The organism is Spirosoma sordidisoli (assembly GCF_004138325.1).
GTDB classification, from domain to species: Bacteria; Bacteroidota; Bacteroidia; order Cytophagales; family Spirosomataceae; genus Spirosoma; species Spirosoma sordidisoli.
The window spans coordinates 257,474-270,225 of the sequence record NZ_SBLB01000008.1; the positions used below are offsets into that span (position 1 = coordinate 257,474).

General features: G+C 58.1%; 10 protein-coding genes. 6 read left to right on the plus strand and 4 right to left on the minus strand.

Annotated features, from left to right (window positions below):
• The first annotated feature begins 167 nt into the window (after positions 1 to 167).
• Both EQG79_RS25295 and cydB read left to right on the plus strand, forming a co-directional pair.
• Positions 168 to 1,550 (plus strand): cytochrome ubiquinol oxidase subunit I, encoded by a 1,383-nt coding sequence (locus EQG79_RS25295; RefSeq protein WP_129605356.1) that lies wholly within the window; start codon positions 168 to 170, stop codon positions 1,548 to 1,550.
• A 118-nt stretch (positions 1,551 to 1,668) separates the two neighbouring features.
• Positions 1,669 to 2,706: a cytochrome d ubiquinol oxidase subunit II gene (cydB, locus tag EQG79_RS25300; RefSeq protein ID WP_077923666.1), complete on the plus strand. Its 1,038-nt coding sequence runs from the start codon at positions 1,669 to 1,671 to the stop codon at positions 2,704 to 2,706.
• On the opposite strand, the gene nfi is transcribed toward cydB, so the two are convergent.
• From nfi to EQG79_RS25315, 3 genes are read right to left on the minus strand one after another with little or no spacing between them, the layout of a single operon-like run.
• Complete coding sequence (nfi, locus tag EQG79_RS25305; RefSeq protein WP_129605358.1) at positions 2,703 to 3,395, minus strand: deoxyribonuclease V; 693 nt, start codon at positions 3,393 to 3,395, stop codon at positions 2,703 to 2,705. The two genes, cydB and nfi, sit on opposite strands and share 4 nt — an antisense overlap.
• Positions 3,396 to 3,444: 49 nt before the next feature.
• Entirely contained in the window at positions 3,445 to 4,977 is a 1,533-nt protein-coding gene (locus EQG79_RS25310) for a S41 family peptidase (protein WP_129605360.1), read from the minus strand.
• Positions 4,978 to 5,020: 43 nt separating this feature from the next.
• Entirely contained in the window at positions 5,021 to 6,217 is a 1,197-nt protein-coding gene (locus tag EQG79_RS25315) for a helix-turn-helix transcriptional regulator (protein WP_317126271.1), read from the minus strand.
• 84 nt (positions 6,218 to 6,301) lie between these two features.
• Between EQG79_RS25315 and EQG79_RS25320 the strand changes: the two genes are divergently transcribed.
• Positions 6,302 to 7,681 (plus strand): Nramp family divalent metal transporter, encoded by a 1,380-nt coding sequence (locus EQG79_RS25320; protein WP_170315667.1) that lies wholly within the window; start codon positions 6,302 to 6,304, stop codon positions 7,679 to 7,681.
• A gap of 216 nt (positions 7,682 to 7,897) precedes the next feature.
• Here the strand turns inward: EQG79_RS25320 and EQG79_RS25325 are convergent, their stop codons facing one another.
• Positions 7,898 to 8,506, minus strand: coding sequence for a hypothetical protein (locus EQG79_RS25325; protein ID WP_129605365.1), 609 nt, complete (start codon positions 8,504 to 8,506; stop codon positions 7,898 to 7,900).
• Between the two features lie 201 nt (positions 8,507 to 8,707).
• On the opposite strand from EQG79_RS25325, the gene EQG79_RS25330 reads away from it, so the two are divergent.
• From EQG79_RS25330 to EQG79_RS25340, 3 genes are all read left to right on the plus strand, one after another.
• The gene (locus tag EQG79_RS25330; protein WP_394343324.1) at positions 8,708 to 9,967 is read left to right on the plus strand and encodes a hypothetical protein; all 1,260 of its coding nucleotides are present in this window, start codon (positions 8,708 to 8,710) and stop codon (positions 9,965 to 9,967) included.
• A 34-nt stretch (positions 9,968 to 10,001) separates the two neighbouring features.
• Positions 10,002 to 11,684, plus strand: coding sequence for a hypothetical protein (locus tag EQG79_RS25335; protein ID WP_129605369.1), 1,683 nt, complete (start codon positions 10,002 to 10,004; stop codon positions 11,682 to 11,684).
• An 85-nt stretch (positions 11,685 to 11,769) separates the two neighbouring features.
• Positions 11,770 to 12,738 carry a sugar phosphate isomerase/epimerase family protein gene (locus EQG79_RS25340; protein WP_129605372.1) on the plus strand — a complete coding sequence of 323 codons (969 nt, stop codon included), beginning with the start codon at positions 11,770 to 11,772 and terminating at the stop codon, positions 12,736 to 12,738.
• Positions 12,739 to 12,752: the final 14 nt, after the last annotated feature.

The window sequence follows — 12,752 nt, forward strand, 5'->3', positions numbered from 1 at the left end:
TAACAACAAACCATACGAATTGGCGTTGGCGGGTAGAAAGTCGAAAAAATACGTCCGTCGTATTGGTTCCGATTGTACCTTTCGGGCGATAGTTTTTGCGCCGAATGCGCACCTCTCCTCCCCCGTGCGCAGCCCCGGCTTTTGTCTTCCCGGCTATCACTAAGGGTATGGATAATGTGGAACTGCTCTCCCGGATTCAGTTTGCCTTCACCATTGCTTTTCATTACATCTACCCACCCCTGAGCATCGGGCTGGGCGTCTGTCTGGTCATCATGGAAGGCCAGTATCTGCGCACCAAAAACAAGGTTTACGAAGAACTGACCCGCTTCTGGATCAGGATTTTCGCGCTCATCTTCGGCATCGGTGTGGCTACCGGTATCGTGATGGAGTTTGAATTTGGCACCAACTGGGCAACCTACTCCCGCTACGTGGGCGACATTTTCGGGTCGGCCCTGGCGGCTGAAGGCATCTTTGCCTTTGCCATGGAGTCGGCCTTCCTGGGCATTCTGGTCTTTGGCTGGAACCGGGTCAGTCCGCCGGTTCATTTTCTGGCTACGGTGCTGGTGGCGCTGGGGTCTATCTTCTCGGCCCTCTGGATCGTGATCGCCAACTCGTGGCAGCAAACGCCCGCCGGCTACCGCATAGAAGGAACCGGGATGCAGGCCCGCGCTATCGTGACCGATTTCTGGGCCATGGTCTTTAATCCCTCGTCGGTTGAGCGCTATTCGCACGTACTGATCGGTGCCCTGCTGGCGGGGTCGTTTCTGGTACTGAGCGTCAGCGCCTGGTACATCCTGAAGCAAAAACACGTGGTTCACGCCCAGGCGGCCTTTCGGATTGGCCTGTGGGTAGCCGCCATCTCGGCCCTGGGTCAGCTGTTTACGGGCCATCAGTCGGCCGAAGTCGTTACAAAATACCAGCCTGCCAAGCTGGCCGCTATGGAAGGGCACTTTGAGGCCTCCGCCCCCGCCGATATGTATCTGGTTGGCTGGGTTGATGCCAAAACGCAGACAACAACGGGTCTGAAAATACCGGGCGGTTTATCGTTTCTGGTTCATCAGGATTTTAAGAAGCCTATTCCCGGCCTGAACAGCATCAAACCCGAAAACCGCCCCACGGCCGTCAACTTTGTTTTCCAGACCTACCACCTCATGGTCGGTATCGGCATGACGCTCATCGGGCTAACCCTGTTTTCGCTGGTCATGCTGTACAGGAAGCGGTTGTTTCAGACACGCTGGCTGATGGGGGTGTTCGTGGGCGCCGTACTCCTCCCGCAGATTGCCAATCAGGTTGGCTGGTATACGGCAGAGGTAGGTCGGCAGCCCTGGGTGGTCTATGGCCTGCTGCGCACCTCGGATGCGCTCTCGCAGGCGGTGCGGGCCGAGCACGTGCTGACCTCGCTGATCCTGTTTACGCTGGTATACATGATGCTGTTTGCCCTGTTCCTGTACCTGCTGAACAAAAAAATACAGCATGGCCCCGATATCCAGACCACATCGCAAGAACCCGGTCTCGACTCCTCCTCCCGCATGAATCCCATTTTACATTGAGTGATTGAGCCTATTGAGCGATTGAGTGATTTGTGATTGAATGAAAAGCTAAAATGACTAATGCACTCAACCACGAATCACTCAATATAAAAAATCACTCAACAAACTATTCCTCATTATGGACACTGTACTCGGACTTGACTTACCTACCTGGTGGTTCTTACTGATCGGCGCGCTCATCAGCGGTTATGGTATTCTGGATGGCTTCGATCTGGGGGCTGGCGCGCTGCATTTGTTTTTCCGGAAAGAACAGAGCCGACGCATTGCGCTGAATGCCATCGGGCCGGTTTGGGACGGCAACGAAGTATGGCTCGTTATCGGAGCCGGGGCGCTGTTCGCGGCTTTTCCGCTGGTTTACGGCACCATTTTGTCGGTGTTTTATCTGCCGTTCATGCTGTTTTTGTTCGCCATTATTTTCCGGGCTATTTCGATCGAGTTTCGGAGCAAGGAAGAGATGCGCTGGTGGCGAACGATGTGGGATATCAGCTATTCGGTGTCGAGCATTACCATTTCGCTGCTGCTGGGCCTGATTCTGGGCAACCTGATTCAGGGACTGCCGCTGAACGCCAGGCACGAGTTTGTGGGGCGGCTCAGCGATTTTTTCAACCCTTATGCCGGGCTGATTTCGATAACGGTCCTGTCGCTGTTTATGATGCACGGCGCCATGTACCTCATCATGAAGACCGAAGACCGGCTGTATGCCAAACTGACCATCATTGCCAACAACACCAGCAAGTTTTTCATCCTCTGTTTCATGGCTACCTCGTTGGCTACGCTCATCTACGTACCCCACATGACGGCTATTTTCAAGGCTTATCCGCAGCTGTTCATCCTGCCCATTGCGGCCGTGCTGATCGTGCTGAACATTCGGCGAAGTATCGAAAAACGGCAGTATCGGCGGGGGTTCATCTCGTCGGCGGTTACGACGGCACTGCTGCTGATTCTGTTTGCGATGGGCCTGTATCCGAACCTGGTCCTGTCGAACGTGGACCCGAACGGCCACATCAGCATCTACGAAGCGGCTTCGTCCGACGGATCACTGCGGACCATGTTGCTCTTCGCGGCCATCGGTATGCCACTCGTCGCCACGTATACGGTATTTATGTTCTGGACATTCCGGGGCAAGGTGAAGCTGGACGAACATACCAGCTACTAACTCGCCGGCCGCTCACCGCGCCGGAGGGCGTTGACCAGGTTGTGCGCCCGGCGAGTCGGTTCAGGAATCCGGTAGCCTTTGTCGCAGGCGAGTGTCAGCGCGACGGCCGTTTCCAGATCGATCAGATGACCGGGTGAGACGTAAACGGGATTGACTTTGTTTTTGGTGCGCAGGGCCGCGCCGATCACGTCGCGGTAGTGCGTCATCGGCGACCAGCTTCCCCGTTCCGGCGCGGGCTCTTCGTATTTACCGACCAGTACCGACTTGGCACAACCGAACGTAGGTCGGTTCAGAAACAGGCCCCCGTGCGACGCAATCCCGATCCGGCGGGGGTGCGCAATACCCTGCCCGTCGAACATGACGACGTCGGGTTCGATGGTTAGTTTCTGCCAGGCTTCCAGCAAGGAGGGTATCTCGCGGAACGACAGCAAGCCCGGCACATACGGAAACGTAGCCGTGCTGACTACCCCCGCTTCTTCGATGGTGTCGAGTGTCTCCAGGTCCAGCACGACGATGCCCGCGTAAACCGTTTCTTCGTACTTATTGAACGATATGTCGCAGCCCGCAATGGTCCGTACCGGCTCGGTCAGCGGCTGAATCCGAATTTGCGAACGCAACTGCTGCTGTAGGGCAACGGCTTCGGCGGGCGTAACAGCCGTCCAGTCATGAATGGGTTGGTAGTGGGCCATGTCTCCCTAACCGCCCAGGCAGAACAGTGTTTCGGGCAGGACCAGTGGCTTACTTGCTGGTGTGGCCAGCCGTGCCCGGGCTCTGCTCCCGAATCAGCTTTTTCGCTAAGTCCAGCTGACTGTCGGTATGGTTGAGCACATTATCGATCTGTAGCGGCAGGCTATAATCGGGCAGGGTGCCGCGCCCTGGCTGATCGGGTTTTCCTACTCCGTTGGTATAATAGACCAGCGGTGTGGTCACCTGAATGCGAGACCTGGGCAGGGCCAGATTGATGAAACTACCGCCGTTCCCGCCTTCGTAAGCACCGCCCGACTCCGTGCCGATGAACGTTCCTATCCTGTGTGCATGCGCCACCGCCAGGAACTCGGCCGTAGTCGACCCGCTCCGGCCATCCATCAGGATATAGACCTGCCCGCCGAACCGGTTCGGTTTGGGCAGTTGCGGCCGTAGCTCCCAGCTGTCGTCATCGGCGACCTCGGTAAACGTACCGTCTTTTTCAGGAATCAGCTGTTGTTTGATGGATTTCAGCACGTCGGCCGGTATATCCGAAAAGCGCAGAAACGAGGAGCTGTCGGTAATGGTATGATGACGGTAGTAGTAGCGAACCGCCGTATCGGCTTTGGCCAGATAGGTAAACAGCTCAACGCCCTGCACATCCCAGCCGCCCGGGTTGCTGCGCAGATCGACAATAAGGTGCCGAACGTTTTTCGTCTTCATAGTCGCCAGACTTTTGTCCATAAACGCGCGGAACCGGGCCGCGGCCTCGTCACTATCCTTCCCGCCACCAAAACTATCGATGCGTAAGTAAGCGGTTTGTGGCACATCGTCCGGAAACGAAATCCGCCAGGGCGTTTTGGGTTTCCGGCGGTTATACCAAGCCATCATCTGTTTGTTGACGGGGTTTTTCTTCATCATCTTCAGCGATGTTACAAAGGGTTCGGCGGGGACCTCAACCCGTATTGTATCGCCGGTCAGGCTTCTGAACGTAAGCGCATACGTGTCGGGCTGGCCAATGAACCAGTAGTAAAATAAGGCAAACAGCTGCCCCTGCAGCGAAGCGTCTTTCGAGGTCTGGATGTAGCCATCGCTCCAGTGGTAGCGGTACATGATCTGCTGAATCTCCCGAATAGATCGTCCGTTGATGCTGAGCAGTTCGAAACCGGGCCGGATGCGCTGATCGGCCGTGCCGTTGAAGAGCACATACGATTTACCGTCGATGGGAAACATGAAAAACGGCAGGGTCTTCCAGCGCTGGGCAAACAGCGTTTGCCATGCCTGGCTGGGCAGCGCATGGGTGTGCGCGCATCGAATGTCGGCTATAAGTCCCGAAATGATCTGGTAAAAACCGAACACCGACAGGGGCTGGTTCAACGACCCGGCTATGCTGTCCAGTCGGGCCTGCATGACCGGCTTGGACGTATAGCGGTACAGGCCCGGGTGCGTTTCTTCGAGCAGCTGGCGGAAATACCGAAAATCGGCCTGCAGGTCGGCGGGCGACAGCATCCGGTTTCGTAGCGTATCGGTCTGGGTATATCCGTCAACAGACAGCAGCAGCAATAACAGACAGGCGAGGGCTTTCATAGCTTGTTTTTAGGCCAAAACACGCCACAATGGCCGGTTCTGTCTACTCAAATCCGGATTTGAGCGCTGTTTTGCCCGTCTGGCTGAGGTATTCCTTTGGCGACAGGCCCGTCAGTTGCCGAAACGTCCGCTGAAAGGTGGCCTGGGAGTTGAAGCCGCATTCGAGAGCAATACCGGTCAGGGTCAGGTAGTCACTGGCCGGATCGCTCAGTCGTTGTTTTACGGCTTCGATCCGATACCGGTTTACGTAGCTGTTAAAGTTGGTCAGCAGGTGCTGGTTCAGCACGGCAGAGATCAGCTTGGGCGACAGTTGCAGATGCTTACCCAGCTTATCGACCGACAGCAGCGGGTCCAGAAAAAGCCGTTCGGTCTCCATAGCCCGCGTCAGTCCGTTCACCACCGACGCCACCGCTTCGGCGGGCAGGTTTGTACCGACGACCTTACGACCGGCAGGATCGGCCACCTCGACCCGACTTTGCAGATAGCCCCGCAGCCCGAGCCAGTAAATCAGCACCGCAATAGGAATATAGATTGGGTACCACCCAAGGCGATCCAGCAGGGGCGCCCGTAAGCCAGGAACGATATAGGGGACCATGAATGCGAGCCAGATAGCCTGAAAAATCAGAAACGCGTGGACAAACTGCCGAAGCCACCGCCGGCGTTGCCGGCCTGCTTCCGACAGCTCAGCGGCCGATGGTTGCCGGGCCAGCAGTCGGCGGGTCAGGACCAGATAAACCGTCAGCGAAATCCAGCGCGGAATGTCGGCGTAGGCCTCATACTCATCCATCACGTCACCCCAGGCCGGTCCATCCTTCGGGCTAAACAAGCCGACGATGGCTCCCAACACAAAGACCCAGCCCATCAGTTGGGAGCCGAGATCGATAATAACCGGGTAAAAATGCGGTCGTTCAGCCGGTCCGAGCCGAAAGGCGGGGTCGAGAACGGAGCGGGTATAAAAAAAGATGAGTGGTCCCAGCGGCATCGCTATAACCAGGGGCAGCAGATCGAGCGCCAGGCTCATCCATCGGTTAACGACCGGTATGCCAACCGCCAGGCTCATCAGCGCCAGCAAACCGATCAGCACCGCCAGCAACCGGTTCGACAGGCGATTGCCTTTCCGGTTTGTCCAGAGCAGGATGGCCAGGATAAACCCCTGTCCGGAGCCGAGCAGTAAAATCAGGTCAAGCGGGGCGATGGTCATGGCGGGAAACGAAACAAACAGGCCGGGATACCGGCGCAAAAGTAGCCGGAAACCGAAGCCTACTGCGTATGAAAATTACGGACTGGTCTTTATGCATCTAAGAGTTCGCTAAACGCTGTCTCCATGACTCCAGCCCCACCGGATACCCGGCCCCCAGCCGATCTGTACGTACTGACTACCGATCGTATAAAACCAGCGCCAACGGCCCTGCGCGACCAGTTACGGCACCTCGGCCCCGGCTTTATTCTGTCGGCCGCCATTGTGGGGTCGGGGGAGTTGATCGCGACCACGGCGCTGGGCGCCAAAGCGGGTTTCATCACCTTCTGGGTTATTCTGGTCAGCTGTTTTGTAAAGGTGGCCCTCCAGCTTGAGTTTGGCAAAAATGCCATCTACAGCGGCCTGCCCAGCATGCAATCGCTCAACCGGCTGCCGGGTCTCCGACTGGGCCGGGGGCACTGGACAATCTGGCTCTGGCTTAGTTTACAAACGCTGAAGGTGTTGCAGGTCGGTGGTATTGTGGGGGGCGTGGCGCTGGTGCTAAACATGGCCTTTCCGGCGGTTCCGGTCAGTATATGGGCCGTTCTGTCAGCGGCCTCGGCGGGTCTGCTGATCTACGGAGGTCAGTACGGCTGGGTCGAGCGCGGTTCCCTGCTGATGATCATTCTCTTTACGGCACTGATTCTGCTCTCGCTGTTTCTGCTGCAACGTACCGATTATGCCATCAGCGGAGCCGAGCTGGCCGACGGACTGACGTTCTCGCTGCCGCCCGCTACGGTGGGGGTGGCCATAGCCGCCTTTGGCATTACTGGTGTCGGTGGCGACGAGATCATGTATTACACCTACTGGTGTATCGAGAAAGGCTACGCGGCCTACGTGGGTCCGTACGAAGAATCGCCCGCCTGGACCGAGCGCGCCCGGGGCTGGATTCGGGTCATGACCCTGGATGCGCTCTGTTCAATGGTCGTATACACCACCGTAACGGCTGCGTTCTACCTGCTCGGGGCTTCGCTGCTGCACGAAGAAGGATCTATTCCGGAGGGGTACGCCATGGTCGAAACGCTCTCCCGGCTGTTCACGGTTTCGCTGGGGCCGGGGGCCAGGGTGGCGTTTATGATTGGCGCGTTTTTCGTGCTGTATTCTACCTTATTCACCGCCACGGCGAGCTGGTCGCGGATTTTTGCGGATGCGTTCGGACAGTTGGGCTGGCTGAACTTTCACGATGTGACGGCCCGGCAGAAAGCACTGGCGACCTTGTCATGGGCGTTTCCGGCCATCTGGTGTCTGCTGTTTCTGTTTATCGAACTACCGGTACAGATGATATTGCTGGGCGGAGCGGCTACCTCGGTGCTGCTGCTGGTGGTGGTCTGGGGCGCGCTCCAGTTCCGGTATCGCCAGCTACCACCCTCACTCAAGCCGTCCGTGGCCTACGACATCTGGCTCTGGCTCAGCATCCTGTCCATTCTGGCCGTCAGCGTCTACGGCGTCTGGCAAATCGCCCTGTAAAATGCAGCAGCTACCGCTGTCCGTATGATTTTGGCTGTTGCGCGTGGACTCCGTAGAGACGCAACCATTTGCGTCTCCTATGCGTCAGCAACAAACCCATGTAAACAAACTGTCTTAGCTCCGACTGAATAATTTTTCTGCTGACGCATGGGTGGTCCGTGGGGACACGGACCACGGTGGGGGAAAATACTGCCCAGGGCACCACCTACGACTATATCAATCTTCGATCTTGACGCGGATCTTGTGGGGGGCGGGGAAACTACCACCGAAATACAGGCCGGTTTTGTAGCCGAAAGTTTTGTTGTGCGTAAACGGAATGGTTTGTCCGCCCAGCACCTGGTACACCTTCCGGTCGTAGTCGATTTTGATCGTCATCCGGGTGGGCACATTGATACCCGTTTCGGCCACTTTGAAGTCGGTGCGCTTCCCGTCGACATAGGCGTAGGCGCCCAGGTCGATACGACCCCGCTGCGGATTCCAGCGCCAGCCAACCCGTATGCCATCGACCTGGTGGGGCGGCACACCCGTCGTTACATCCTGATTTTTGGAGCCAACGAATCCCATGCCGATGACCTTGTTCCAGTCCTGAGAGTCGACCGCGCCAATGTCGTAGATGCAGGAACTATCGAAAGTAACCGTAGCCGTCAGCTCGCCGGGCGCAATGACGATGCCGACTTTACGCTTGGGCATCGGTTCATGGTCGCCCCGCTCAATGGTGACCCAGTCTGGCTCCGATGACAGAAAATCGGGGACACAGGCACTGAGCAACCCGCTGGTCAGCAGTAAAGCGATAAACAAACGACCTGATTTTAAGAGTAAACACATGGTGGCGGGTATTGACTGATTTCTCTACGAATAACGTAGTAAATCCGCACATCTATTGTCCCATTCCCTCGAAAGCCTGCGGTTTACCTTCACAAGTCTACCATTCAGCCACTTATCCTGTCATTTCATCCGGGAAGCGCATTGCTTCAGGCAACGTTTTCGTAATTTTCAGCATCTACTGGTCAAACTATACTAAAGCTAATGCAATCGGCTATTCCTTCTTCCAATCAACCGCTGCTGGGTACCCGGTCGGCCGTCTGGCCCGTGAGCCGTACGGGCAATTCCATTCCGGTGTATGTATACGCGGTCGTCTTTTCATCGCTCTGCGTCGTAGTAGGGCTGCTCTGGGACATCATGTGGCACATCAGCATTGGCCGCGACGGACTGTTTGCGCCACCCCACGTGGTTATCTACGTCGGTGCCGTGGTGTCCGGTTTGTTTTCGGCCTATCAGATTCTGAACCTGACGCTGACCCGCAACCATCCGGACCGGATTAAGTCGGTGCGGTTCTGGGGTGTTTTCTACGCGCCACTCGGGGCGATGTTCTGCGTATGGGGGGCGCTGGCTATGCTGACGTCGGCACCCTTCGACGACTGGTGGCACAACACCTACGGCCTCGATGTCCAGATTCTGACCCCTCCGCATACGATTCTGGCCATTGGCATCATGACCGTACAGTTCGGCGCCATGGTTGGCGTGCTGACCTTGCAGAACCAGTACCGGACAACCAGTTCGGCTCCAGCAGCTAGTTTACCGACCGACAGCCGGGCTACGCGGCTGAAGTGGCTGTTCGCGATCAGTGCCGGGCTGTTGCTGGCCATGCTGTTCACGCTGGCGTCCGAATCGATGGGCATGCAGGAGTCGCATAACTCGGTTTATTACGCCACAGCGGCCATTGTGCTGCCATTTTACCTACTGGCCGTGGGGCGGGCGTCGATGTTGCGCTGGCCGCTTACCACCATTGCCGGTATCTATATGCTGGCGCTGGTGGTGCCGAGCTGGGTGATTCAGAACTTCCCGGCTACGCCCCGGCTGGGTCCGGTCCTGAACCCCATTACCCATTATCAGCCGTTTCACTTTCCGATGCTGCTGGTCATACCCGCCCTGGCCGTCGACTGGCTCATGCGCCGGTTCGAGCGGACCGACGGTGCTCGGAAGCCCAACGACTGGCTGTTGTCGGTCATCTACGGCGTTACGTTGCTGGTTGTCGTCCTGCTCGTGCAGTGGCCTTTCGGCGAGTTTCTGCTGACATCGCCCCTGGCCCGTAATGGCTTCTTCCTGTCTTACTCCTGGTCGTACGACAACCCGGCGGACTGGCAATACCGGTTTGCGTTCGGCCCCTGGTACAAGCAGTCGGCGGCCGAGTTTGCGCTGGGTTTTGGCAAAGCGCTACTCTATGCGATTCTCTCGGCCCGGATTGGCCTGCTGTGGGGTAACTGGATGAAAAAAGTGGTTCGATAAGCTAAAGGCGTATTCTGTACGGATGAAACAACGAATGAGTACATCAAAAAACAGGGCGTTACCAGGCCTGCTAACCGGGTTACTGGTGCTCCTGCACGCGCTTATACTGGCCCCGGCGGCATCGGCCCACGTGGGCAGCTCGGGGGTTATTGTTCAGAAACAGGTCGGTGCGTACCGGCTCCTGGTCAGCGTTCAGCCGCCCGATGTCGTGCCCGGAACGGCTAAGGTTACCGTTTATGTGGAGCAGGGCCGCGTAGCGCAGATCGGCGCCCGCCCCGTCTATTTCCGCTCGGGAGATGAAGGCGCGCCCACGCACGATATCCTGACCCGGGTCGAAAACGGCCGGTATGAAGGTGATCTGTGGCTGATGGACTCGGGGTCGTCGAGCGTTGAACTGGAGCTGAACGGTCCCGACGGCAAACAGACCGTTGTCGTACCCGTAATGTCGGTAGCCACCGCCGTGCGCGACATGCCCGAAGGCACCGGTATTGGTCTGGCGCTGATGGGGCTGCTGCTGGTCGTGATGATGATTACCATCATAGGCGCCAGCAATGCCGACGGCATTACGAAACCGGACCAGGCGGCTTCGGCCGGGCTGGGCCGCCGTAGACTGGTGGGTATGGGCGCTGGCGCTTTGGTACTGGCCCTGCTGCTGACCGGCTGGCGAAGCTGGTGGACCAGCGAAGTCGAGGTCTACAAGGACCAGCAGCTTTACCGGCCAACGTCCATTCTGACCAGCGTTGCCCCCGCCAACGGTACCCAACGGTTATCGATCCGCATCGACACGACCGGCTTTGGCCAGAACTGGCAGAAAAAACGGCTGCTGAGTTACGTACTGCCCGACCATGGCAAGCTGATGCACACCTTTCTGGTCCGGATGCCGGGGCTCGACGCCTTTGCCCACCTCCATCCCAGCCGGCGCGACTCGCTGACCTACGAAGCCAGCATACCCGCGCTCCCGGCCGGGCGGTATCTGCTCTATTCCGACATTGTGTTCCGATCGGGCTTCACCGAAACCCTGACAGATACCATCGATATTGCCGGATCGGCACCAACCGCTTCGGCCCCGGCACCGTCTGATCCGGACGATAGCTGGCTCGTGGCAAACCCGATGGGTATCAAGGCCGGGGCCGAGGGAGTACCGCACCTCGATAACAACATGGTGGTGTGTGGCAAGCCCGGCGCCAGTATGAAGCTGACCGATGGCTCGTCGATGATCTGGATGGATAAGCCGCAGTCGGTGCTGGACGCCGGTAAGCTCTACACCCTGAAGTTTGCCGTAGCCGACGCCCAGGGTAAGGCCGTAGCCCTGGAGCCGTATCTGGGCATGAGCGGGCACGCAGCCATTCTGCGCTCCGACGGTACGGTCTACATCCACCTGCACCCGGTCGGCACCTACTCCATGGCCGCCGAGGGCTCGTTTGTGGGTCGCCTGGCCGATACCGCCCGCACGTTCCGCTACCCCGACGCCAACCAGTTCCGCGACAGCATCGACCGCTACGTGGCCCGGCTCAATACGCTTCCCGATGCCGAGAAAAATAAGCTGCTCATGGCCGGTATGCCAGCTATGGACCACAAAATGGCCGTCAATAACATGGTCGAGTTTCCGTACGCCTTTCCGCGGGCCGGGCATTACCGCATCTGGGTGCAGGTCAAACGCAACGGGCAGGTTCTGACGGGGGTGTTCGACACAGAAGTAAAAGAACCGCTTCTGTAGCTTTGTTTCAGGGTTTGGCGCGTGGCTTTCCGGTCGATTGCGCTGGCAGACCCGGCCAACCCCTGAAACAACCGACTCACTCATCATGTCTCTGAACCGTCGTCAAACGATTACTGCCCTGGCCGCTTCGGCAGGTGCCTCTCTTCTTCCCAAACCGGTCCGGTCAGCGCCTGAACTGACCCGCAACGCGGATGCTTCACCGGCCAGCCCGGCCCCGGCGGCCCCGTTTACGCTCTGTCTGAACATGAGTACCATCCGGGGCCATAAGCTGGGGTTTGTGAAAGAACTGGAAACGGCCTCAAAAGCTGGCTTCCGATCGGTGGAGATCTGGATGGACACCTACCAGGACTACCTCAAAAGCCACTCCCCCGCCGACGCCCGGAAACTCCTGGGCGACCTCGGCATAACCGTTGAGAATACGATTGGCTTCGCGCCCTGGCTCGTTGACGACGCCAGTGCCCGCGCCAAGGGCCTCGACCAGCTCAAGCGCGAAATGGAGCTGCTGGCTCAGATCGGGTGTAAACGCACCGCTGCGCCCTCCATTGGTGTACAGGCCCCCGACGCCCCACTGGTCGATCTGCGCCGGGCTGCCGAACGCTACCGGGCCATCCTCGACCTGGGCGACCAGACCGGCGTAGTGCCGCAGCTGGAGCTCTGGGGATTCTCCCGAAACCTGAACAAACTCAGCGAAGTCATGTACGTGGCCCTGGAAAGCGGCCATCCGTCGGCGCGGGTGCTGCTCGACATTTACCACCTCTACAAAGGCGGATCGGCTCCGGCCGGTCTGCCATTCGTCGGGAAACCGGTTATCGAAGTCTTCCACGTCAACGATTACCCGGCCAACCTCAGCCGCGAAGCCATCACCGACGCCGACCGCGTTTTCCCCGGCGATGGCGTAGCACCCATCCGCGACACCCTGCGCGTGATCAAGGACCCGACCCGGCCTATCGTGCTGTCGCTGGAGGTGTTCAATAAAACCTACTATGCCCAACCCGCCGATACCGTCGCCAAAATCGCTTTTCAGAAGATGAAGGCTATGGTAGCTGGCGTATGAGCAGCCCGTAGCGG